We start from the raw sequence: 22,795 nt of genomic DNA, 5'->3' as shown, positions 1-22,795 counted from the left end.
GACGCCCGGCCCCGGAGGCTCCTCCCGCGACCCGGGGCGCGCGCGCACCGAGCAGAGGACGAACGGCACGGACGACCGGGGAGCCCCGGGCGCCCAGCACCCCAGCACACGGGTCGAGCACCGGATCGTCGTCCCGTCCCACGTCTCCATGGCGGCGCTGCTCGGCAGCGGTGACTCCGTCCTGCGCGCCGTCGAGGCCGGGTTCCCCTCGGTCGACGTCCACGCGCGGGGCAACGAGATCGTCGTCAAGGGGCCGGTCGGCGACGTGGCGCTCGCTTCGCGGCTGCTCGACGAGCTCGTCGAGGTCGTCGAGTCGGGCACGCAGCTCTCGGCCGACGTCGTCACGCGCTCGATCGCGATGCTCACGGCCGCGACGGCGTCGCGCCCCGCAGAGGTCCTGACGTTCAACATCCTCTCGAACCGCGGGCGGACCATCCGGCCCAAGACGGTCGGGCAGAAGCGCTACGTCGACGCGATCGACGCGAGCACCGTGACGTTCGGGATCGGTCCCGCGGGGACCGGCAAGACCTACCTCGCGATGGCCAAGGCCGTCCAGGCGCTGCAGGCCAAGCAGGTCAGCAGGATCGTCCTGACACGCCCCGCGGTCGAGGCCGGCGAGCGGCTCGGGTTCCTGCCGGGCTCGCTCTCGGAGAAGATCGACCCGTACCTGCGCCCGTTGTACGACGCGCTGCACGACATGATCGACCCCGAGTCGATCCCCAAGCTGATCGAGGCGGGCACCATCGAGGTGGCCCCGCTGGCCTACATGCGTGGCCGCACCCTGAACGACGCGTTCATCATCCTCGACGAGGCCCAGAACACCTCGACCGAGCAGATGAAGATGTTCCTCACGCGCCTCGGGTTCGGCTCCAAGATGGTCATCACGGGCGACGTGACGCAGGTCGACCTGCCCGGGGGCACCACCTCGGGGCTCCGTGTCATCGAGGACGTCCTGACCGGGGTCGACGACGTCGAGTTCTGCCGGCTCACGTCGACCGACGTCGTCCGCCACCGCCTCGTGAGCGAGATCATCGACGCCTACGCCCGCTGGGACGTCAGCAGCGCACCGCCCGCACGCGACGGCGGCAACCACCAGCACGGCTCGGCGCGCGGAGGCACCTCCCGCCAGGGCAGACCGCGAGACCAACGAGAGCAAGGGGCACGCTGATGAGCGTCGAGATCAACAACGAGTCCGGCTACGAGGTCGACGAGGCAGAGTTCGCGGCCCTCGCCCGCTACGTCCTGGACGCCATGCACGTCCACCCGCAGAGCGAGCTCGGCATCCGCTTCGTCGAGACCGACGTCATGACCGAGCTGCACGTGCGCTGGATGGACGAGCCGGGCCCCACCGACGTCCTGTCGTTCCCCATGGACGAGCTGCGCCCCGGTCGCGACGGCGACGTGACCCCCGCGGGCGAGCTGGGCGACATCGTCCTGTGCCCCGAGGTCGCGGCCCAGCAGGCCGTCACGGCCGGGCACTCCACGGCCGAGGAGATGCTCCTGCTCACCACGCACGGGATCCTGCACCTGCTCGGGTACGACCACGCCGAGCCCGAGGAGGAGAAGGAGATGTTCGCGCTCCAGCGCAAGCTCCTGCTGACCTTCCTCGCCAGCCGATGACCGAGGTCCCCGTCGCGCTGCTCCTCGTCCTCGCCGTGCTCGGCGTGGTCCTCGCGGGCGCGCTCGGCGCGGGCGAGAGCGCGGTCATGCGGGTCACGCGTGCCGCGGTCGCCGAGGCGGCTGCGGAGGCCGAGGCCGGCACGGGGACCGCCGGAACGTCCGGCGGCGGGGCAGGCGGACCCGTTCCGCCGCGCGTCGCCCGCGCGCGTCGTGTCCGTTCGCTGACCGAGGACCCGCCGCACACCGCGGCCGCGCTCGCGTTCCTGCGCGTCGTCGCGGAGATGGTCGCCGCCGCGTGCGTCACGCTCCTGGTCTCGGTGTGGCTCGAGGACTGGTGGCAGGCGCTGCTCGCGGCGCTGGTCTTCGCGGTCGTCGTCGCGCTCGTGTTCGCGCGCATCGCGCCGCGCGCGCTGGGGCGTCGGCACCCCGTGCAGGTCCTGCTGCTGCTCTCGGGCGTGCTGGCGCCGGCGGTCGCGCTCACGGGCTGGGTCGCACGCGTCACGGGCCCGAAGGACGACTCCGACGGCCCGCACGAGCGCGAGCTGCGCGACATGGTGGACCGCGTGAACGAGTCCGAGATCATCGAGGAGGAGGAGCGGGAGATGATCCGCTCCGTCTTCGAGCTGGGCGACACCCTGACCCGCGAGGTCATGGTCCCGCGGACCGACATGATCACGACCCCGGCGACGACCCCGCTGTCCAAGGCGTTGTCGCTGTTCCTGCGTTCCGGGTTCTCGCGCCTGCCCGTCACGGGCACGTCGGTCGACGACCTGGTGGGCGTCGTCTACTTCAAGGACGTCGTCAAGGTCGTCACCGCCTCGCCAGAGGCCGGCTCGCGACGGGTGGCGGACGTCGCCCGTCCCGCGATCTTCGTGCCCGAGTCCAAGCCCGTCGACGACCTGCTGCGCGAGATGCAGGCCTCGGCCTCGCACATCGCGATGGTCGTCGACGAGTACGGCGGCGTCGCGGGGCTCGTGACGATCGAGGACGCGCTCGAGGAGATCGTGGGCGAGCTGACCGACGAGCACGACAAGTCCGGGCCCGAGATCGAGGACCTGGGCGACGGAGAGTTCCGCATCCCGGCGCGGCTGCCGCTCGACGAGCTCGGCGAGCTGTTCGACCTCGACATCGAGGACGACGACGTCGACACCGTGGGCGGCCTGCTCGCCAAGGCGCTGGGCAAGGTCCCGCTCCCGGGATCGGTCGCCGAGGCGCAGGGCGTGCACATGGTCGGCGAACGGGTCGAGGGACGGCGCAAGCAGCTCGCGACGGTCCTCGTGCGCGCCGTCGCCCCGGAGCACGAGACGGACGGGGCGGACGAGACGCCGTCGGGCCGCACCGATCGCCAGGAGCGCCACGACCACCGTGAGCGCTCCGAGCGCGACCACCAGACACACCCCGAGCGCGCCGAGCGCGCCGGGAGGACGAGCGAGGACCCGCGCCGCGCGGGCCAGACGAACGAGAGAGAAGCACACCGGTGACCCAGAACGACCTTGCAGCACCCGAGCACAAGTCCGGCTTCGCGTGCTTCGTCGGACGGCCCAACGCGGGCAAGTCCACGCTGACGAACGCACTGGTCGGGCAGAAGGTCGCGATCACCTCCGGGCGCCCGCAGACGACCCGGCACACGATCCGCGGCATCGTGCACCGACCCGACGCCCAGCTCATTCTCGTGGACACGCCAGGGCTGCACCGCCCTCGCACGCTCCTCGGCGAGCGGCTCAACGACCTGGTCCGTGAGACGCTCGCGCAGGTCGACGTGATCGCCTTCTGCCTGCCGGCTGACCAGAAGGTCGGCCCGGGCGACAAGTACATCGCGGCCCAGCTCGCGGACCTGATGAAGGGCCGGCGTCCCACCCCGGTCGTCGCCGTCGTGACCAAGGCGGACCTCGTGGACCGCGAGACGTTGACCAAGCACCTGCTCGCGGTCGACCAGCTGGGCGAGTGGCAGGACATCGTCCCGGTCTCGGCCGTGGACGGATTCCAGGTCGAGGTCCTCGAGCAGGTCCTCGTCAAGCACCTGCCGAAGGGCCCCGAGCTCTACCCCGGCGGCGAGCTGACCGACGAGCCCGAGGCCGTCATGGTGGCCGAGCTCGTGCGCGAGGCCGCCCTGGAGGGCGTGCGCGACGAGCTGCCGCACAGCCTCGCGGTCGTGGTCGACGAGATCACGCCCCGCGAGGGCTCGGGCAACCCGGCGGCGGGCAGGCCCCCGCTCCTGGACGTGCGCGTCAACCTGTTCGTCGAGCGCGACAGCCAGAAGGCCATCATCATCGGGCGCGGCGGGTCGCGGCTGCGGCACGTCGGGACCGAGGCGCGCAAGGGGATCGAGGCGCTGCTCGGCGCGCGGGTCTACCTCGACCTGCACGTCAAGGTCGCCAAGGACTGGCAGCGCGACCCCAAGCAGCTGCGCAGGCTCGGCTTCTAGGGTGGGCCCCCGGTCGGCTCTCGGGACGCCCCGCCTCTCTGCTCGAACGCAGGCGGCGCTGCTGCACACCTCGATACGATCCTGAGGTGATCTTCCGGACAGCCGCCACGAGCGCCGCCCTCGCGATCGGCCTCGCACTGGTCGGTGCGGTCACGGGTCCCCAGTGGGATCCCGTGCCCGTCACCGACCACCTCGAGCCCTCGACCCCCGACACGACGATCGGCGGGCAGGGCCCCGACGTCCAGCCGGTCGGGACCTACGCCGTGCAGGAGACCCCCGTGGTCGTCCAGCTCGACGGGGTGAGCGTCGACGGGATCGTGCGCGAGCCCGTCGACGCGCCCGAGGGGCTGCCGGGGGTGGTCTTCCTCCACGGAGCGGGCACGGGGTCGGCCGACGAGGCGTTCGTCGACGTCGCGACGGACCTGGCGAGCGCGGGCGTGGTCACGCTCGTGCCGTCCAAGCGGCTCGACACCTACACGACGCGACACCGGGACTACGTCGACATGGCCGACGACTACCAGCGCTCGGTCGACCTCCTGCGCGCCAGGCCCTCGGTCGATCCCGAGCGGGTGGGGCTCTACGCCGAGTCGGAGGGCACCTGGGTCGCACCCGTGCTCGCGGACCAGGACCAGGACGTCTCGTTCGTCGTCCTGGTCTCGGCCCCGGTCGTGCCGCCGCGCCAGCAGGCGGGGTTCGCGGTCGACTCGTACCTGCGCAACACCGGGGTGCCGCAGGGGGTCTTCCGGGCGATCCCGCGCGCGGTGGGCATGGAGATGCCTGGCGGCGGGTTCGAGTACGCCGACTTCGACGTCACGCCCTACCTCGCGCGGCTCTCGGTGCCGACGCTCGTGGCGTACGGCACCGCCGACCCGTCGATGCCGGTCGAGCAGGGCGCGCTGCGCATCATCGCCGACGCCGGCGCCAACGGTAACCACGACGTCACGGTCCGCTACTACGAGGGTGCCAACCACGGCATCAAGATCGACGACGTCATGGTCCCGGAGTTCCCGCGGGACGTCAGCGCCTGGGTGCAGGGTCTGCCGGGGACCGCGGGCGCCCCGCCGACGGTCGCGGGCGGGCAGCCCAACCAGCTGTACCTGGCCTCGGCCGTGCCCAACCCTCGCTGGTACGGCAACGGCGACATCGTCATCGGGTTCGTGATCGTGGGCGGGGTGCTGCTCGTGGTCGGCCCGCTGGTGTGGCTGGTCGCGGGGGCGGTGCGCCGGGTCCGGCGTGCCCCGCGCGCCGCCGGCCGTCTCGCGCCCGGGCTGCGGTGGCCGCTCGCGGGGCTGGCCGTGGGGTCGGTCGCCACGATGGTGGGACTGGTCGTGTACCTGGTCGCGGTCGCGCGGCTCGCGCTCGACTACAAGACGGACTCCTGGGTGGTCCAGGGAGGGTGGATCGCTGTCCGCCTGCTCGGCCTGGCGACGGTCGTCGCGGCGGCGTTCATCATCAACCGGTTGTCGGACCTGCGCCAGGCGCGCAAGGCGGTCGTGGCTTCCCCCGAGGGCGGTGGGGTCGTGGTGCGTCCGGCGACGGGGGTGGGTGCGCGCACGACGCTGTGGGCCACGGTCGCGGGGTCCACGATCCTGCTCGTGACGCTCGCCTACTGGGGCGTCTACCAGCTGGGCATCTGACGCCGGACGTGACGGACGCCTAGGGTCGAGTCATGCGACGACGTACGAAGGACGGCTCCGAGGGGCGGATGCGTTCGTTCGCGCTCGAGGAGGCCGAGGAGGACGTCGACGAGCCTCCAGGGCCTCTGCCTGCCCGTGGGACGCAGGCGACGGGAGCCGGTCGTGGCGGCGTGCCCGACGACGGCGCTCGCCTCCCGTCCGTCTCGCACGGTCCGGCGTCGCGCGACGTGCCCGGTCGAGCGCGGTCGGGTCGTCGTCCGTCGCGCAGGACCCGGGCGCTGCTGGGCGCCGCGATCGCCACCGTGATCGTGCTCGTCGTGGGCGGGCTCGTGGTCGGAGAACGGAACGAGGCCGCGCGCATCGAGCGGGTCCTTGCGTCGTCGGGCGGTGTCCGGAGCCTGGGGCCGGACGTCGCGGTGGTCTGGCGCATCGACCCCGTCGCGGGCGGCAACGCGCCGGACCTGGGTCGCTGGAGCCAGCCCACCGTGGTGGACGGGGTGCTCGTGGTCCCAGGGGATCCCGTAGCGGGCTACGACCCGACGACGGGGGAACGGCTGTGGAGCGCGTCGGAGTCGTCGGCGGCGTCGGAGAGAGCCCGCAGCGGGGACCAGACGAGGTGCATCGGCAGCGGGCCCCGCTCGGACACCGGACCCGTCGTCTGCACGACGTCCAGCTACCGCCCGGTGACGATCTTCGGCGAGACCTCCGAGGAGGCCCACCTGCGTCGCATCGAGGTCGTCGACCCGGTGACGGGGGACGTGCTGACCGCGCGATCCGTGGACGAGGAGACCACTGCGGCGACCGTCGCCTTCACGGACGGCCTGGCCACGTTCGCGTGGGGTTCTGGTGGTCAGGTCGTGGTGACGCTCGAGGACCTGGCCACGGGGGAGGTGCGCTGGTCACGGGAGGTCGTCCCCGAACCGGGGGAGGGGGTGGAGAGCCCGCGCTACCTGCAGGGGTGGCCCGACGGTGACGAGCTCCGTGTCGAGGCGACCGGCCTCAGCGCGACGCTGGACGCGGACGGCAGCTCCGTCGGCGCGCGGGAAGGGATGTCGTGGGACTCGACGCTGCCCGACGGTGGCAGGGTCTCGACGGGGGGCGACGGGACCTGGACGGTCTTCGCCCCGGACGGTCACGGGGCGTTCAGCGTCGAGGGGAACCTCGTCCTGTTCGACGTGACCGACGGGTCGGCGGACGTACCTCTGCTCGTCTCGGCAGGGGGCGACGTCATGGACGCGGCCGGGACGATCGCTCGGCCCACGTTCTCGGCCCTGGACCGCCGGACCGGGCGGACGCTCTGGACCGCAGACGGGACCCTCGAGCGTGCGGTCGCCCAGGTCGGGGACGTCGGCGTCCTGTCAGGTGCCGGCCGGTTGTTGGGGGTCGACCTGGCGACCGGCGAACGGGTCTGGGAGGCCGAGGGAACCCTGGCGTACGGCCAGTCCTTCACGGACGGCACGGACCTCTACCTGGTCGGGCAGAGCGGGACCGGCGCCACACGGGTCACCGCGATCTCGGTCGACTCGGGCCAGGAGCTCTGGGAGGCCGACGTCCCGGAGCTCTCGACCTGGACGTTCAGCGCCCGGGGAAGGCTCGTGCTCGTGACCGACGAGGGGGGACTCCTGGGGCTGGGCTGAGACGACCGGGGCCCGGCGGCCCCATCCGGTCGGATCAGGTCTACCGTGGAAAGGGTGGCCCCACGCCGTCGTGAGCACTCCGCCCACGCCGTCGAGCTGGTCGAAGTGGCCGAGCTCGACGACGACTTCGACGCGGTCTGGGGACGATCACCTGGTGGGCCCAGCGCGACGGGCGGGGGTCGTGGCGTGCCGTCGCCGCCGGGACCGGGTACGGGCCGCACGGATGGTCCGGGCAGGGCTCGACGTCGTGTGCGAGAAGGCGCCGGCGCGCCGGGCACCGTGGTGCTCTCCGGGTCGCCGACGCCGGGCGGGGAGGCGCTGCCCTCCCGTGCTCGCCGGGTCCCGGTGCGCGCCCTGGTCGTCGCCGCGGTGGCGGTCGCCGTCGCGGGCACGGGCGCGTCGTTGGTCGTCGGGGGCCTCTCCGACCGACATCAGGCGGTGCTCGTCGCGACCCAGCCGGGCGGCCTGTGGTCGGTCCCCCCTGACCCCGACGTCGTCTGGCGGGCGTCGACCGGCGGTGGATGGCCCGCGGCCGTGGAAGGGCAGGTCGTGCTCGAGGCCGACGGCGACCTGCAGGGCCTCGACGTCGTGACGGGCGAACCGCTGTGGTCGGCCTCGTTGCCCCGGGGGAAGAGCGCGTGCGGGCCGGACCTGCTCGACCCGGGGAGCGTGGGTTCGCCGCTCGTGTGCGTGACGGAGGTCGACCCGGCCCCGGGAGGGGAGCTGGCGGGCAGCGTGGGTGGCCCGGCCGACCCCGCCGAGCCGTCGACCTCGCGCCCCGCGTTCGTCGTGACCGTCCTGGACCCTGCGGGGCAGGTCGTGGGGGCGCGAGAGCTCGCGGGCACGACCGCCGCCGCAGCGCCCCTCGCAGGCGGGCTCGTGGCGACCGCGCGGCGTGACGGCGAGCGCGCCGTCGTGAGCTGGGAGGAGGCCCTCGACGGGACGCTCGTGCGCACGCGCGTCCTGCACGCCGCCGGCTATCCGGTCGACGCCGTCGGCTCGACGGGCCAGGACGACGTCGGGACGATCGACCTCTACGGGCTGCGTGGGCTGCTCCACGTCCGTGCGTCCGACCTGCGTGAGACCTTCGACGCGTCCGGAGAGTACGCGACCGGCTACGCGCGCCCTCGGTCCGTGCCCGGTGGCTGGGCCGCCGGCGGGCCCTTGCCGGACGACCTGCGCGTCCGGGCCGCGATCGACCCTCGTTCGGGTCGGGTCGAGGAGGTGCACGTGCTCGAGGCCGACGGCGGCGAGCGGTACGTCCTGCCGGGTGAGCCGTTCGTGCCCGCGGTGACCGACGGGACGGTGCCGCACGTCCTGGTCGTCCGGTCACCCGGCTTCACGGGGTACGACACGCTCTCGGGGCGTCGACTGTGGCACCGGGAGGAGTGGCCCGAGATGATCTGGCTCCAGACCGACGACGTCCTGGTCGTCGAGTCGGGGTCACGGCTGATCGCGATCGAGACGCGCACGGGTCGAGACCTGTGGCGGCGCTGGCTGCCGAGCGAGGTGCACCGGGCGTTCACCGACGGAGACTCCCTGCTCCTGACGAGCACGATCTCGGGTCGCTCGGACGACCCGGACGAGGGGTGGTGCCAGCGCCTGGCGCTGTAACAGTTAGACGGCGGTGTCGTGTGGGGGGAAGTACACCATACCACGTACCGAGAAGTCGTCTCGGCACAGGGGCAGCTCTTCGCGGTCACGGACACGGAAGTGGTCCGGATAGGTTGAGGGGTCGACCGGTCTCCTGGTGGGAGACTTGAGCCATCGGTGATCAACCGGTAGAAACTGACGGGGCCGTCATGGCCTGAATCCGGTGCTCGACCGATCCCGAGGCCGGGGCGACCTGTAGGGAGAGCACGATGACCAACGAGACCGACCCGGGGCCCGGCCCCGATCAGCAGGTATCGAACGGGGGGACGGGTCCGCTCGCCCGGGCCTCGGTCCGGGAGCCCGACGAGTCGTCGCCCGAGGTCGTCACGGCCTCGTCGACGGACGCTGCGGCGACGTCGTCCGAGAAGCCGTCCGGGAAGCCCGAGGAGAAGGCGTCCGAGCCCGCCGCCGCGTCACCGGCCGCTCCGGCGAACCCCTTCGCCGGTATCCCGGTGAGCGACTACGTGCGCGACGGCGTCGCGGCGCTCCTGCTGTTCGTCTCGTTGACCATGCCGTGGGACCTCGGGCACCCTGCGTCGGACAAGGTCGAGGTCATCCTCGTCTCGGTCCTCTCGCTGCTCTCGCTCGCCCTGCCCTACCTGGCGCGCACAGGTGTCCTGCCCACGACGTGGACCGTGCACACGACCCGCAGGGCCCGCCTCCTGGCGAACGCGCCCTACGGGCTGCTGGTCGGCGTCTACCTCGTGCTGGACCTGGTGAACGGTACGGCCGGCAACGGGTGGGGCGGTCTCGGTACCGGGCTCGCGCTCGGTCTCGCGGGGGCCGTGCTGGCCGCACAGCCCCGCCAGGCGGAGCTCGGCCCGGTCGACCAGGACCGCGCGGTGACCCAGACCTGGGTCAAGGTCCTGATCGGTCTCGGTGCGCTCGCGGTCGTGGGTGCGGTCGTCGCGTTCGTCTTCAGCCTGACGCTGGGGCTCGGCGTCGTCGGGATCTTCGCGCGCCTGGTCGTCGCCGTGCTCGCGATCGGCCTCGTCGGCCTGCCCGTGTGGGGAGTGCTGCGCAAGCAGGAGTCCTGGCGTCTGGTGCTCGTCGGTCTCGGGATCGCGCTCGCGGTGCTCTTCGTCCTCAACACGGGAAGCCTTCTCGTGAGCTACGAGAGCCTGCGCGGTGGACAGTTCGGTCTGCTGCTGGTCCCGGCGGTCGCCGCGGTCGCCGCCTCGCCCGCGGTCGCCCGCAGCACGACGTCGGAGTCTCCCGTCCGGACGTGGGTCGCCGTGGCGGTCAACACCCTGGACCTGGTCCTGCTCGTCGCCGCGGTGCTGGTGGTCCGGGCGATCCTGTGGCTCGCGGCCGGGCTGAGCGGGGTCGTCGTGATCCTCGCGCTCGTCCTGGGGCTCCTCATGGTGGGCGTGACCCTCGTCGCGCGTCGTGCGCTCGCCCGGGACGCGGTGTCGGGCAGGACGTTGGCGCTCGGCGGTGCGGGCGTCGTGGCGGTCCTCGCCATCGTGCTCGTGATCGTCGTCGCGAACCAGGCCGGTCTGGGGATCGGGGTCGGGATCGACCTGCTGCTGCTGGCCTTCGGCCTGCCGGCCATCACGGCGTTCGCGCTCATGGTGCCCGCCGAGGTCCGCACGCACTTCGCCGAGAACCGTCCCGCGTCCCTCGTCGGGGCCGACGCGGCGCCGAGCGCCTACGTGTGGCAGCCGCCGGCGCCTCGTCCGGCGCGTCCCCAGCCCGCCCAGGAGCCGGTCGCCGGACCGCACGGCGACGGGACCTACGCGACCGGTCCCGACGGACACCGTCCGGTGGCCGGCGCGTACGAGCAGGACCCGGTCGCCCCCGCGTCGCGACCGACCTCGGCGCAGCCCTACAGCCCGGCCCAGCAGCCGGCGCAGCCGGTCTCCCAGGAGCCGTACCGCTCGGCCCAGCCGACCCAGCAGCCGACCCAGCAGCCGACGCAGCCCGTCGCGCAGGAGCCGTACCGTCCTGCACAGACCCAGCAGCCGGCGCAGCCGGTCGCGCAGAACCAGCAGCCGTACAGCCCGGCCCAACCTCAGTCCCAGCCCGTGCGCCCGGTCGAGCAGTACCAGCCGACGCAGGTGCTGCCTGCTCAGGGGGTCCAGTCCGCACGCCCCGTGCAGCCTGCCGTCCAGGAGCGCTCGGGCTACGCGGCCCGGCCGGGCTACGCGGCCCAGGCCGCCGGGGAGACCGCGGTCCTGCCGGCCTACCAGGACCCGCAGCCGGTCGGCTTCAGCGCGGCGCAGGCGCTCGACCCGTCGACGCCGCTCGAGGTCCTCGCGCAGATCGTCCAGGAGGCTCCTCACCTCAGGCCTCAGGTCGCGGCGAACCCGTCGACGTACCCGGCGCTGCTCGAGTGGCTCGGCAACCTGGGAGACCCTGCGGTCGACGCGGCGCTGCGTTCGCGCGGTCGCTGACCCGGACGGGACACGCTGAGGCGGGCCCGACGACGTCGCTCCGGCGAGTCGTCGGGTCCGCCTCTCGCATGTCATCCAGCGGGACGTCCGCGAGCATCGTCCCCGACGGGGGTATGGTGACAACGTGCACCTGACGCAGCTGCTCCTCCTTCGTTGCCGCGACGAGGCCCTCTAGGCCGCAACCTCGTCGCGGTGGTTGGTGTGCCGGCTGAACAGCACCGACGAAGAGATCGCGAAGGACATGATGAGCACCACGGCGCAGACCCCCCAGACCAGCTCCCGCTCCGCACAGCAGCCATCAGGCATGCCCGTGCACAAGTACGAGCCGTTCCACCAGCAGTTCGACGTGTCGCTGCCGGACCGGACGTGGCCGGACAAGCGCATCGAGAAGGCCCCGCGCTGGTGCGCGGTGGACCTGCGGGACGGCAACCAGGCACTGATCGAGCCCATGAACGCCGAGCGCAAGCTGAAGATGTTCCAGCTGCTCGTCGAGATGGGCTACAAGGAGATCGAGGTCGGCTTCCCGTCGGCCTCCCAGACCGACTTCGACTTCGTGCGCCTGCTCATCGAGGACGGGCACATCCCGGACGACGTCGTGATCCAGGTCCTGACCCAGTCCCGTGAGCACCTGATCGCCCGGACGTACGAGTCGCTGCGCGGTGCCAAGCAGGCGATCGTGCACCTGTACAACTCGACGTCGCGCCTGCAGCGCGACGTCGTGTTCCGCACCGACGAGGACGGCATCGTCGACATCGCGGTGGAGGGTGCCAAGCTCTGCCGCAAGTTCGAGGAGACCATCCCCGAGACGGCCGTCTTCTACGAGTACTCGCCCGAGTCGTACACGGGCACCGAGCTCGAGTTCGCGGTGCGGATCTGCAACGAGGTCATCGAGGTCTTCGAGCCGACGGCGGACCGCAAGGTCATCATCAACCTGCCCGCGACGGTCGAGATGGCCACGCCCAACGTCTACGCCGACTCGATCGAGTGGATGAACCGCCACCTCGCTCACCGCGAGAACGTGGTCCTGTCGCTGCACCCGCACAACGACCGCGGCACGGCGGTCGCGGCGGCCGAGCTGGGCTACCAGGCCGGTGCGGACCGCATCGAGGGCTGCCTGTTCGGCAACGGGGAGCGCACGGGCAACGTCTGCCTGGTGACCCTGGGCATGAACCTGTTCAGCCAGGGGATCGACCCCCAGATCGACTTCACCGACATGGACCGCGTGCGCCGCACGGTCGAGTACTGCAACCAGATCGCGGTCCACGAGCGTCACCCGTACGCGGGCGACCTGGTGTTCACGGCGTTCTCGGGCTCGCACCAGGACGCGATCAAGAAGGGCCTGGACGCCATGGCCGCGCAGGCCGAGGCCGCGGGCAAGGGCGTCGACGACCTGGTCTGGGGCGTGCCGTACCTGCCGATCGACCCCAAGGACGTCGGGCGCTCGTACGAGGCCGTCATCCGGGTCAACTCGCAGTCGGGCAAGGGCGGCATCTCCTACCTGCTCAAGTCCGAGCGCCACCTGGACCTGCCGCGTCGGCTGCAGATCGAGTTCTCGCGTGTCGTCCAGGCGTTCACGGACGCTGGCGGCCAGGAGGTCACGGGTGACGACATCTGGCGGATCTTCTCGGACGAGTACCTGCCGGTCGACCCGGGCTCGGGGCTCGAGCCCTGGGGTCGTCTGAAGCTGCGCGGCACCCGGGCGTCATCGACCGAGGACGGGCCGGACACCCTGGCCGTCGACGTCCTCGACCGTGGTGACGAGCTGACGCTCGACGGCTCGGGCAACGGGCCGGTCGCGGCGTTCGTCGACGCGATCGCGCACGTCGGGGTCGAGGTGCGGGTCCTGGACTACGCCGAGCACGCTCTGTCGGAGGGCGGGGACGCCAACGCGGCGGCCTACGTCGAGTGCCAGGTGGGCGACGAGGTGCTGTGGGGCGTCGGTATCGACCCGTCGATCACCACGGCCTCGCTCAAGGCGATCGTCTCGGCCGTCAACCGCGCGGAGCGCGCCGCGGTCTGACCGCGGATCCTGTCGGCTTCCGGTGGGTGCGGAGCTCGGGCGCGACACGCCTCGCGTGTCCCGCGGTGGCTCCGTGCCCACGGGTACGGGTCCGTGAGGGACCTGTGCACATGGGCCCACGAGCCGGGTGCGTGCACCGGGACGTGGGTGGCATGGCGGACAATAGGGGAGTGGTCCTCTACCGAGACGAAGCGATCGTGCTCCGCACCCAGAAGCTGGGCGAAGCCGACCGCATCGTCACCCTGCTGACGCGGGAGAACGGCAAGGTCCGGGCCGTGGGCAAGGGGGTGCGGCGCACGTCGTCGCGCTTCGGCGCTCGTCTCGAGCCCTTCATGTTCGTCGACGTGCAGCTGCACGTCGGACGCAGCCTCGACGTCGTGACGCAGGCGGAGACCGTGGGGCCCTACGCTCGGGCGATCTGCGAGGACTACGGCCTCTACACCGCGGGAACCGCGATGCTGGAGACCGCCGATCGTCTGGTCGAGGCCGAGAAGGAACCTGCGGTGCAGCAGTTCTGGCTGCTCGCGGGGGCCGTCCGCTCGCTCGCGGTCAACGCCCACGCCCCCGGCCTGGTCCTGGACTCCTACCTGCTGCGCGCCTTCGCGATCGCAGGGTGGGCGCCCAGCTTCACGGACTGCTCGCGCTGCGGTGAGCCCGGCCCGCACCGCTCGTTCGCGGTCGCCATGGGCGGGGCGGTGTGCGGTCGGTGCCGCCCCCCGGGGTCCACGGCCCCCGCCCCCGAGACCTTCACGCTGCTCGCCGCGCTGCTCGCGGGCGAGTGGGACGTGGCGGACGCGTCCGACGCGCGCCACCGCAAGGAAGCCAGCGGCCTCGTGGCCGCCTACAGCCAATATCACCTGGAGAGAACGTTGCGATCACTGCGGATGGTGGAACGAGACGGAGCGGTCACGCCGCGGGCCGGAGGAGAGGCCTGATGGCCCGACCGATCCAGCCGCCCCCGCCGCACCCGTCGGGGGCCGTCGCGCCCAACATCCCGGCCCGGTTCGTGCCCAACCACGTCGCTATCGTCATGGACGGCAACGGCCGCTGGGCCAACGAGCGCGGGCTGCCGCGGACCGAGGGTCACAAGGCCGGTGAGGCCGCGCTGCTGGACGTCGTGGCGGGAGCCATCGAGATCGGCGTCAAGCACGTCTCGGCCTACGCGTTCTCGACCGAGAACTGGAAGCGTTCACCCGAGGAGGTGCGCTTCCTCATGCAGTTCAACCGCGACGTGATCCGTCGTCGACGCGACGAGATGAGCAGCTGGGGCGTCCGGATGCGTTGGGCGGGGCGACGCCCGCGCCTGTGGGGCTCGGTCATCAAGGAGCTCGAGGACGCCGAGCGGATCACCGCGGGCAACGACACCTGCACCCTGACGATGTGCGTGAACTACGGGGGCCGGGCCGAGATCGCGGACGCGGCGCAGGCGATCGCGCAGGAGGTCGCGGCCGGACGCCTGGACCCCAGGAAGGTCACCGAGAAGACCGTCGCCAAGTACCTCGACGAGCCGGACCTGCCGGACGTGGACCTGTTCCTGAGGTCCTCGGGTGAGCAGCGCACGTCCAACTTCATGATCTGGCAGGCCGCGTACGCGGAGATGGTCTTCCTGCCCGAGCACTGGCCGGACGTGGACCGCCGCAGCCTGTGGCGTGCGGTCGAGGAGTACGCGAGCCGTGACCGGCGCTACGGCGGCGCGATCGACAAGTCGGCCGACCTCCCCTGACGTGCGGAGGAGCGCTGTCGCCGCGGGAGACGCAGGGTTCCTCTCCCGAGGCGGCAGCCCTTCACCGAGGAACGTGTGCCCGGTGGTCGCGGCCGGCGCCCTGGTGGGGCACGTGCTGCGCGTGTCGGTACCACTCGCTAGCCTGCCGGGTATGACACTCTCGATCGGCATGGTCACGGTGGACTCGACCGACCCGCGTCCGTTGGCGCAGTGGTGGGCACGGCAGACAGGCGGGCGTCTCGTCGACGAGGCCGACGGCTGGTTCCTCGAGGTCGCGCCTGCGGGCGACGGCCAGGGCCCCGTGCTCGGCTTCCAGAAGGTCGAGGACCCGACGCCGGGCAAGAACAAGATCCACCTGGACCTGTCCGCGCCGGACCGCGCGGCCGAGGTCGAGCGCCTGGTCGCCGACGGCGCGGGCCTCGTGGCAGAGCACACCATCCCGGGCTACAGGTGGTCGGTGCTCACCGACCCGCAGGGCAACCAGTTCTGCCTGGGCGAGCCCGACGAGACGGCCACCGAGATCTCCTGAACGGGCCGGCTCTCCCGAGCCGACCACGGCGGGCCCCGGCCTGATCGACCGTGACGGTCGGCTTCCGTCAGTCGCGCGAGCGGTCGGTCTGCGAGGGCTTCGGGTCCTGCCCGCCCGCGCCGCGGGCGGGGTCGTGCGCATCGTCCGTGGAGTCGAGCAGCAGGTCGGCCACGTCGCCGAACGGGTTGGCTCCGTGCGGCTGCGTGCCTGCCGCCCCCTGCGCTGCAGGCTGGTCGCCCGCCGCGCCGCCGTCGCCCTCGGGCGAGTCGTCCTGCCCCCGGGAGGCGTCGGCCGCCCGGGCGCGGCGTCGACGCCGCGAGGCGACGACGATCCATGCCACGAGCCCGACGACGAGCAGCACGATCACCGCCAGCCCGACCGGGCTGCGGGCCGCGAGCAGCACGGCCGTGTTGAACGTGGCGATGCCGATCGTGGTCCAGATCGCCGCCCAGATGGCGCAGCCCGGCAGCAGGGCCGCGAGGTAGCGGGAGAACCTCATGCGGGTGTAGCCCGCCGTCAGGTTGATGACGGTCTGCACACCCACGGTGAAGAAGGACAGCGTGACGGCGATGGGGCCCCACGTGTTGATCGTGGAGATCGCGCGCTGGGCGCGCTCGCTCTCGAGGCGCCGCGACCACGACGTGTTGACGGTCCCTCGGGCGACACCGCGGCCGGCCCAGTAGGTGGCCTGGGCGCGGACGAACACGATCGCGAACGCCGCGGCGTAGATGATCCAGTACGGCACGCCGTCGATCGAGAAGATCCCGGACGACTCGTCGCCTGCCGCCGAGACGACCGAGGTGACAGGTCCCGAGGAGGTGAGCGACGCCGTCGGGCCGGCGAGCACGTCCGCGAGCGCCCCGACGAGTGCGGGCACCGCGCTCACGCGTCCTGCTTCGCCCGGCACGCCGCGCACGTGCCGAAGAGCTCGATGGTGTGCTGGATGTCGGTGAAGCCGTGGGCTGCCCCGACCTGCGAGGCCCAGGTCTCCACGGTCGGGCCGTCGATCTCGACCGCGGTGCCGCACTCACGGCACACCAGGTGGTGGTGGTGCTCGCTGCGCTCGCACTTGCGGTAGAGGCTCTCGCCGTCCTCGGTGCGCAGGACGTCGACGTACCCGCCGTCGGCCAGCGTCTGCAGCGTGCGGTAGACCGTGGCCAGACCCACCGCATCGCCGCGAGCGCGCAGCAGCTCGTGGAGCTGTTGCGCGCTGCGGAAGTCGGGCAGGTCCTCGAGTGCGTCGGAGACTGCTGCCCGCTGACGGGTCATGCGCTGCATCGCTCGCCACCTTCCACGTGGACGTCGTCGGGGATGTCGGGGTGCGGGTCGTGGGACACGCGCGGCTTGCGCCGCAGGAGCACCGGCCGCAGGATCGCCACGACCGCGTACAGGGCGATCGCCAGGACGACGATCGTGGCCCCCGGGGACAGAGTCTGCCAGTACGTGACGGAGAGTCCGACCACGCAGACCACGACCCCGATGACCATGGCCAGCGCCATGGTCCGCCGGAACGAGACGGTCACGAGCTGAGCGATCGCGACGGGCACGATCATGAGCGCGCTCACGAGCAGGAGACCCACGACCCGCATGGCCACGGTCACGGTCAGCGCCGCGATGACCGCGATCGCGATGTTGAGCGCGCGCACGGGCAGGCCCGACGCACGGGAGAACTCCTCGTCGTAGCTCACCGCGAACAACGCGGCACGCAGCCCCATCCCGACCGCGAGGATCAGCGCACCGAGGAAGAGCGTGAGCCACAGGTCGGTGGGCGAGACGCTCGAGATCGAGCCGAACAGGTACTGCATCAGGTTGCCCGAGCTGCCGCCGGCGACCCCGATGAGGAGCACGCCACCCGCGATCCCGCCGTAGAACATCAGGGCCAGCGCGACGTCGCCGCTCGTGCGGCCGCGCTCGCGCACGAGCTCGATGACCACGGAGCCGATCACGGCCGCGACCACGGCACCGGGGATGGCCAGGGCGTCGTTGGGGACCACCCCCATGGCTCCGCCCACGAGCCAGCCGAGCGCGACGCCGGTCAGGGCCACGTGCCCGATCCCGTCGCCGAGCAGGGACAGCTTGCGCTGCACGAGGTACGTCCCCATGACGGGCGCGGTCACCCCGACGAGCACGGCCGCGATCAGGGCGCGCTGCATGAAGGGGTCGGAGAGCATCCCGACGAGCTCGTCCAGGGCGTTCACGAGGCGGCTCCACGGTCGATACGGGCGGGGGTGGGGGAGTGGCGGCTGAGCGGGGCGTCGGTCAGGCCCATGTCGGACCCGGGAGACGCGCTGCGCTCGGGGTCGTCGCCGTGCGGGTGCAGGTGCTCGTGGTCGGGTCCGGCGTGCGCCGAGGTGACCTGAGGCGGGGCGCCGTCGTGGACGACCAGGCCGTGGCGCAGGACCACGCAGCGCTGGATGAGCGGCGCGAGCGCGCCCAGCTCGTGCAGGACGACGAGCACCGTCATGCCGCCGCGCGTGAGCTCGGTCAGCGTCGCGGCGAACGCCTCCTGGCTGGGCTGGTCGACGCCCGCGACGGGCTCGTCGAGGATGAGGAGCCGGGGGTCGCGGGCGAGCGCCCGGGCGATGAGGACGCGCTGCTGCTGGCCGCCCGAGAGCTCGTGCACGGCGCTCTGCGCGCGGTCGGCGAGGCCGACGCGGTCCAGGGCCTCGCGGGCCGTCGCGCGCCAGCCGCGGGGCAGCCGGACGCGTCGGCCGTGAAGGAGGCCCGACGCGACGACCTCCTCGGCCGTCGAGGGCACGCCGGCCTGTGCCGAGACGCGCTGGGGGACGTAGCCGAGCTCGGCCCACGGGACCTGCGGGCCCAGGTCGGCGCCCAGGAGACGCACGTGGCCCGCCGCGAGCGGCACGATCCCCACGAGGGACTTCACGAGCGTCGACTTGCCCGAGCCGTTCGCGCCGAGCAGGGCGACGACCTCGCCGCGCTCGACCGTGAGGTCGACGCCGCGCAGGATGTCGCTGTTGCCGAGGGTCACGTGGATCCCGCGGCCCTCGATCGCCGGTGGGGTCTGAGGTGAGGTGCTCATGCGCAGGTCAGGCCGGTGCGCAGCGCCTCCAGGTTGTTCCGCATGACGTCAAGGTAGTCGCTGCCGGTGTCGCTCAGGCCCTCGAGCGGGTCGAGGACCGCGGCCTGCACCCCGACGTCCTGGGCCAGGGTCTGGGTCACCTTGGGGCTCGTGAGGGTCTCGAAGAAGATCGTCGTGATGCCGTGGTCGCGGATGACGTCGGCGACCTCGCGCAGGCGGGCGGGTGACGGCTCGGCCTCCGGGTCGATCCCGGTGATGCCGATCTGCTCCAGGCCGTAGCGCTCCGCGAGGTACCCGAACGCCTCGTGCGAGGTCACGAGGTAGGGGCTCGCGCAGCTCGCGAGGCCCTCGGAGTACTCGGTGTCGAGTGCGGCCAGGTCGGCCGTGAGGTCGGCCAGGTTGGCCGCGTACACGTCCGCGCCGTCGGGGTCGATCGCGGTGAGCTCGGCCGCGACCTGCTCGGCGACCGGGACCAGTCGTGTCGGGTCGAGCCAGAAGTGGGGGTCGAGGCCGCTCTCCGACGAGTGGTCGTGCCCGTCGTCGGCGCCCTCCTCGTCGGCGTGCTCGTCGGCCGTGCCCTCGCTGGCCTCGCTCGCGTCGGCGGACGCCTCGCCCGGGTGCGCCTCGAGGCCCGCGGCCTCGGACGCGTCGACCACGTGAGCCGGCTGGCGGCCCTCGACGGCCTCGTCGACGGCCGCCTGGAAGCCGGACTGGTAGACCACGAGGTCGGCCGTGCCGACGGTGCGTGCCTGGGCGGGCGAGAGCTCCAGGTCGTGGGGCTCGGCCGCGGGCGGGGTGAGGTTGGAGACCTCGACGCGGTCACCGCCCACGCGCTCGGCGACGAACTGCAGGGGATAGAACGACGCGAGCACCTCGACCGAGCCGTCGCCCCCGGACCCGCCGCCGCCCGACGTCCCTCCGGAGCCGCAGGCCGCCAGGGTGAGCGTGGTCGCGAGGGCGACGGAGCTGACGAGGGCGGCACGGTGCGATCGGGAGAGGAGTGGCATGGCTCCATGTTCGTTGATATTGATAACGGATGTCAACAAGAGGTGGTGTGGCCTGGGTGACACCGCACCCAGGGTGACGCGACCGCCCGACGGCGCCTGCGCCGTCGGGCCTGCGGGTCACCCCGGACTCACCTCGCCGGGAAAGACCGAGTAGCCTGGGACGTTGGCGCCCACGGACCCTCGCCCGCCTCGTCGCGGCGACCGGGGCGCCTGTCCTGCACCGTCCCGCACGAAGCCACGTGCGGGGTACACACGATTTCCTGGAGTGATCGCCCGTGGCCACTGCGCCCTCTCGACTCGATGCCGTCGTCTCCCTCGCCAAGCGGCGCGGGTTCGTCTTCCCCTCGGGCGAGATCTACGGCGGTACCCGGTCCGCCTGGGACTACGGGCCCCTGGGTACCGAGCTCAAGGAGAACATCAAGAAGCAGTGGTGGCGCACCATGGTCACGAGCCGTGACGACGTGGTGGGCCTCGACTCCTCGGTGATCCTCCCGCGCGAGGTCTGGGTCGCCTCGGGCCACGTCGGCGTCTTCACCGACCCGCTCACCGAGTGCCTGTCGTGCCACAAGCGGTTCCGCGAGGACCAGATGATCGAGGAGTTCGAGGAGAAGAAGGGCCGCGCCCCCGAGGGCGGCCTCGCCGAGATCGCCTGCCCCAACTGCGGCACGCGCGGCCAGTGGACCGAGCCCCGCGACTTCAACATGATGCTCAAGACGTATCTCGGCCCGGTCGAGGACGAGTCCGGGATGCACTACCTGCGCCCCGAGACCGCGCAGGGCATCTTCGTGAACTTCCAGAACGTCGTGGGCGCGGCACGCAAGAAGCCGCCGTTCGGCATCGGCCAGATCGGCAAGTCGTTCCGCAACGAGATCACGCCCGGGAACTTCATCTTCCGCACGCGCGAGTTCGAGCAGATGGAGATGGAGTTCTTCGTCGAGCCCGGGACGGACGAGGAGTGGCACCAGTACTGGATCGACCTGCGCACCAACTGGTACGTCGACCTCGGTATCTCGCGCGACAACCTGCGTCTCTACGAGCACCCCAAGGAGAAGCTGTCGCACTACTCGACCCGCACGGTCGACATCGAGTACCGCTTCGGCTTCAAGGGGTCCGAGTGGGGCGAGCTCGAGGGCGTCGCGAACCGCACCGACTTCGACCTCAAGACCCACTCGGAGCACTCCGGCAAGGACCTCACCTACCGTGACCCGGTCACGAACGAGAAGTACGTCCCGTACGTGATCGAGCCTGCCGCGGGCCTGACGCGCTCGCTCATGGCGTTCCTCGTCGAGTCGTACCACGAGGAGGAGGCACCCAACGCGAAGGGCGGCACCGACGTCCGCACGGTGCTCCGCCTCGACCCGCGCCTCGCGCCCGTCAAGGCCGCCGTGCTGCCGCTGAGCCGCAACGAGCAGCTCTCGCCCAAGGCGCGCGACCTCGCCGCCGAGCTGCGCAAGTACTGGAACGTCGACTTCGACGACGCGGGCGCGATCGGTCGTCGCTACCGCCGTCAGGACGAGATCGGCACGCCGTTCTGCATCACGGTCGACTTCGACACGCTCGAGGACCAGGCCGTGACGATCCGTCACCGCGACTCCATGGAGCAGGAGCGCGTCGCGCTCGACCAGGTGACCGCCTACCTGGCGGCACGCCTGCTCGGCGCCTAGCACGCCCGCCCTCCGGGGCGTGAGGGCCGCCGTCCAGCCGTGGACGGCGGCCCTTTTCGTCTGCCGGGGGGATGGTGGGAGAATGGCCCGGTGACCCTCCCCACCCTTTCCGACGCCTCGCGCGCGCCCGAGACCCCGGCGCCCGCAACCGGACACGTGCTGCCGCCCCTGCGGATCGGGCCCCACGTCGTCGAGACCCCCGTGGTCCTGGCCCCCATGGCGGGCGTGACCAACGCGGCCTTCCGCCGGCTGTGCCGCGAGCACGGTGCCGGGCTGTACGTCGCCGAGATGGTGACCAGCCGGGCGCTCGTCGAGCGCAACGAGGAGTCGCTGCGGATCGTCACGTTCGAGGACGACGAGACGACGCGCTCGGCCCAGGTCTACGGCGTCGACCCGGCCACGGTCGGTGCCGCGGTCAGGATCATCGCGGGCGAGGACAGGGCGGACCACGTCGACCTCAACTTCGGGTGCCCGGTGCCCAAGGTGACGCGCAAGGGCGGCGGCTCGGCGCTGCCGTGGAAGCGGGACCTGTTCACGTCGATCGTCCGAGCAGCGGTCAAGGCTGCCGAGCCGTACGGCGTGCCCGTGACGATCAAGATGCGCAAGGGCATCGACGAGGACCACCTGACGTACCTCGAGGCCGGGCTCATCGCCCAGGCCGAGGGCGTCGCGGCCGTCGCGCTGCACGCCCGGACCGCGGCCGACTACTACAGCGGCACCGCGGACTGGTCGGCCATCGCGCGCCTCAAGGAGACCGTGACCGACATCCCGGTGCTCGGCAACGGTGACATCTGGTCGGCCGAGGACGCCGTGCGCATGGTGCGTGAGACGGGCTGCGACGGCGTCGTCGTCGGGCGCGGGTGCCAGGGGCGCCCGTGGCTCTTCGCCGACCTGGCGGCGGCCTTCGCGGGCTCGGACGCACGCGTGACGCCAGGGCTGCGCGAGGTCGCCGAGACCATCTACCGCCACGGCGAGCTCATGATCGAGTACTTCGGGGGCGACGAGGGCAAGGGCATGCGTGACCTGCGCAAGCACATGGCCTGGTACCTCAAGGGGTACGCCGTGGGCGGTGAGGCCCGGCAGGGGCTCGCGATGGTCTCCACGCTCGAGGAGCTGCGCGGCAAGCTCGACGCGCTCGACCTCGACCAGCCGTACCCGGGCGAGGCCGCAGAGGGCCAGCGCGGTCGTGCGGGCTCGCCCAAGAAGCCGCACCTGCCCTACGGGTGGTTGGACTCGCGCGAGCTCTCCGAGGAGTTCGAGGAGAAGCTGCGCGAGGCCGAGCTGAGCGTCTCCGGGGGCTGAGGCCCGCCCGCCCGACGACGACGGCCCGGTGCTGGAGGTGGTACTACGACTCCGGCGACCCCCAGCCGGATCTACCCGGCCTGGAACCCCGCATGACCGGCCAAATCGGCAAAGTCGTCGCCAGCTACGGCCCCTGGGC

General features: G+C 72.2%; 19 protein-coding genes. 14 read left to right on the top strand and 5 right to left on the bottom strand.

The genetic code is table 11. The features are described from left to right. The first annotated feature begins 148 nt into the window (after window positions 1-148). From ACFWFR_RS03785 to ACFWFR_RS03730, 12 genes are all read left to right on the top strand, one after another. On the top strand, window positions 149-1,168 hold the full coding sequence (locus ACFWFR_RS03785) for a PhoH family protein (RefSeq protein WP_191801151.1): 1,020 nt from the start codon (window positions 149-151) through the stop codon (window positions 1,166-1,168). Beyond that, window positions 1,168-1,620, top strand: coding sequence for an rRNA maturation RNase YbeY (ybeY, locus tag ACFWFR_RS03780; RefSeq protein WP_056650782.1), 453 nt, complete (start codon window positions 1,168-1,170; stop codon window positions 1,618-1,620). Before ACFWFR_RS03785 ends, ybeY begins: the two co-directional genes overlap by 1 nt. Beyond that, window positions 1,617-3,101, top strand: a complete 1,485-nt coding sequence (locus tag ACFWFR_RS03775) for a hemolysin family protein (RefSeq protein ID WP_377617192.1) — start codon at window positions 1,617-1,619, stop codon at window positions 3,099-3,101. The genes ybeY and ACFWFR_RS03775 overlap by 4 nt, the downstream gene beginning before the upstream one ends. Continuing rightward, the gene (gene era, locus ACFWFR_RS03770) at window positions 3,098-4,045 is read left to right on the top strand and encodes a GTPase Era (protein WP_191800941.1); all 948 of its coding nucleotides are present in this window, start codon (window positions 3,098-3,100) and stop codon (window positions 4,043-4,045) included. Before ACFWFR_RS03775 ends, era begins: the two co-directional genes overlap by 4 nt. A gap of 86 nt (window positions 4,046-4,131) precedes the next feature. Next, window positions 4,132-5,682 carry an alpha/beta hydrolase family protein gene (locus ACFWFR_RS03765; protein ID WP_377621293.1) on the top strand — a complete coding sequence of 517 codons (1,551 nt, stop codon included), beginning with the start codon at window positions 4,132-4,134 and terminating at the stop codon, window positions 5,680-5,682. A gap of 32 nt (window positions 5,683-5,714) precedes the next feature. Then, window positions 5,715-7,319 carry a PQQ-binding-like beta-propeller repeat protein gene (locus ACFWFR_RS03760; protein WP_377621292.1) on the top strand — a complete coding sequence of 535 codons (1,605 nt, stop codon included), beginning with the start codon at window positions 5,715-5,717 and terminating at the stop codon, window positions 7,317-7,319. A 249-nt stretch (window positions 7,320-7,568) separates the two neighbouring features. Beyond that, window positions 7,569-8,933, top strand: coding sequence for a PQQ-binding-like beta-propeller repeat protein (locus tag ACFWFR_RS03755; protein ID WP_377621290.1), 1,365 nt, complete (start codon window positions 7,569-7,571; stop codon window positions 8,931-8,933). A gap of 248 nt (window positions 8,934-9,181) precedes the next feature. Beyond that, on the top strand, window positions 9,182-11,368 hold the full coding sequence (locus ACFWFR_RS03750) for a hypothetical protein (RefSeq protein ID WP_377621289.1): 2,187 nt from the start codon (window positions 9,182-9,184) through the stop codon (window positions 11,366-11,368). A 304-nt stretch (window positions 11,369-11,672) separates the two neighbouring features. Beyond that, window positions 11,673-13,388, top strand: coding sequence for a 2-isopropylmalate synthase (gene leuA / locus ACFWFR_RS03745; RefSeq protein WP_377621288.1), 1,716 nt, complete (start codon window positions 11,673-11,675; stop codon window positions 13,386-13,388). 170 nt (window positions 13,389-13,558) lie between these two features. After that, window positions 13,559-14,323: a DNA repair protein RecO gene (gene recO, locus ACFWFR_RS03740; RefSeq protein WP_191800929.1), complete on the top strand. Its 765-nt coding sequence runs from the start codon at window positions 13,559-13,561 to the stop codon at window positions 14,321-14,323. Further along, window positions 14,323-15,111 (top strand): isoprenyl transferase, encoded by a 789-nt coding sequence (locus tag ACFWFR_RS03735; RefSeq protein WP_191800927.1) that lies wholly within the window; start codon window positions 14,323-14,325, stop codon window positions 15,109-15,111. Before recO ends, ACFWFR_RS03735 begins: the two co-directional genes overlap by 1 nt. Window positions 15,112-15,262: 151 nt before the next feature. Continuing rightward, complete coding sequence (locus tag ACFWFR_RS03730) at window positions 15,263-15,640, top strand: VOC family protein (RefSeq protein WP_191800925.1); 378 nt, start codon at window positions 15,263-15,265, stop codon at window positions 15,638-15,640. A 67-nt stretch (window positions 15,641-15,707) separates the two neighbouring features. Here ACFWFR_RS03730 and ACFWFR_RS03725 read toward each other — a convergent pair whose 3' ends face one another. Genes ACFWFR_RS03725 through ACFWFR_RS03705 form a run of 5 tightly spaced genes read right to left on the bottom strand, consistent with a single transcriptional unit; the run spans window position 15,708 to window position 19,690 of the window. Next, window positions 15,708-16,526 carry a DedA family protein gene (locus tag ACFWFR_RS03725; RefSeq protein WP_377621286.1) on the bottom strand — a complete coding sequence of 273 codons (819 nt, stop codon included), beginning with the start codon at window positions 16,524-16,526 and terminating at the stop codon, window positions 15,708-15,710. Continuing rightward, window positions 16,523-16,918, bottom strand: a complete 396-nt coding sequence (locus ACFWFR_RS03720) for a Fur family transcriptional regulator (protein ID WP_191800923.1) — start codon at window positions 16,916-16,918, stop codon at window positions 16,523-16,525. The genes ACFWFR_RS03725 and ACFWFR_RS03720 overlap by 4 nt, the downstream gene beginning before the upstream one ends. Next, window positions 16,906-17,838, bottom strand: coding sequence for a metal ABC transporter permease (locus ACFWFR_RS03715; protein WP_377621284.1), 933 nt, complete (start codon window positions 17,836-17,838; stop codon window positions 16,906-16,908). Before ACFWFR_RS03715 ends, ACFWFR_RS03720 begins: the two co-directional genes overlap by 13 nt. Further along, window positions 17,835-18,683, bottom strand: coding sequence for a metal ABC transporter ATP-binding protein (locus ACFWFR_RS03710; protein WP_377621283.1), 849 nt, complete (start codon window positions 18,681-18,683; stop codon window positions 17,835-17,837). Before ACFWFR_RS03710 ends, ACFWFR_RS03715 begins: the two co-directional genes overlap by 4 nt. Continuing rightward, a complete protein-coding gene (locus ACFWFR_RS03705) occupies window positions 18,680-19,690 on the bottom strand; it encodes a metal ABC transporter substrate-binding protein (RefSeq protein WP_377621281.1) in 1,011 nt (336 codons plus the stop codon). Before ACFWFR_RS03705 ends, ACFWFR_RS03710 begins: the two co-directional genes overlap by 4 nt. A gap of 275 nt (window positions 19,691-19,965) precedes the next feature. Here ACFWFR_RS03705 and ACFWFR_RS03700 point away from each other — a divergent pair, with 275 nt between their 5' ends. Continuing rightward, the gene (locus ACFWFR_RS03700; protein WP_191800918.1) at window positions 19,966-21,354 is read left to right on the top strand and encodes a glycine--tRNA ligase; all 1,389 of its coding nucleotides are present in this window, start codon (window positions 19,966-19,968) and stop codon (window positions 21,352-21,354) included. 90 nt (window positions 21,355-21,444) lie between these two features. Next, a complete protein-coding gene (gene dusB, locus ACFWFR_RS03695) occupies window positions 21,445-22,656 on the top strand; it encodes a tRNA dihydrouridine synthase DusB (RefSeq protein ID WP_377621279.1) in 1,212 nt (403 codons plus the stop codon). Window positions 22,657-22,795: the final 139 nt, after the last annotated feature.

It is taken from the genome of Oerskovia sp. NPDC060287 (assembly GCF_042726775.1).
Lineage (GTDB): Bacteria > Actinomycetota > Actinomycetes > Actinomycetales > Cellulomonadaceae > Oerskovia > Oerskovia merdavium.
This window is presented reverse-complemented; position numbering and strand designations above follow the sequence as displayed.

Bases quoted from the DNA above. Each gene is read 5' to 3' on its own strand.
- ACFWFR_RS03750 (WP_377621289.1), top strand. From the start codon at position 9,182: ATGACCAACGAGACCGACCCGGGGCCCGGCCCCGATCAGCAGGTATCG.
- ACFWFR_RS03775 (WP_377617192.1), top strand. From the start codon at position 1,617: ATGACCGAGGTCCCCGTCGCGCTGCTCCTCGTCCTCGCCGTGCTCGGC.
- leuA (WP_377621288.1), top strand. From the start codon at position 11,673: ATGCCCGTGCACAAGTACGAGCCGTTCCACCAGCAGTTCGACGTGTCG.
- ACFWFR_RS03705 (WP_377621281.1), bottom strand. From the start codon at position 19,690: ATGCCACTCCTCTCCCGATCGCACCGTGCCGCCCTCGTCAGCTCCGTC.
- ybeY (WP_056650782.1), top strand. From the start codon at position 1,168: ATGAGCGTCGAGATCAACAACGAGTCCGGCTACGAGGTCGACGAGGCA.
- ACFWFR_RS03735 (WP_191800927.1), top strand. From the start codon at position 14,323: ATGGCCCGACCGATCCAGCCGCCCCCGCCGCACCCGTCGGGGGCCGTC.
- ACFWFR_RS03730 (WP_191800925.1), top strand. From the start codon at position 15,263: ATGACACTCTCGATCGGCATGGTCACGGTGGACTCGACCGACCCGCGT.
- ACFWFR_RS03760 (WP_377621292.1), top strand. From the start codon at position 5,715: ATGCGACGACGTACGAAGGACGGCTCCGAGGGGCGGATGCGTTCGTTC.
- ACFWFR_RS03785 (WP_191801151.1), top strand. From the start codon at position 149: ATGGCGGCGCTGCTCGGCAGCGGTGACTCCGTCCTGCGCGCCGTCGAG.
- ACFWFR_RS03710 (WP_377621283.1), bottom strand. From the start codon at position 18,683: ATGAGCACCTCACCTCAGACCCCACCGGCGATCGAGGGCCGCGGGATC.
- ACFWFR_RS03720 (WP_191800923.1), bottom strand. From the start codon at position 16,918: ATGCAGCGCATGACCCGTCAGCGGGCAGCAGTCTCCGACGCACTCGAG.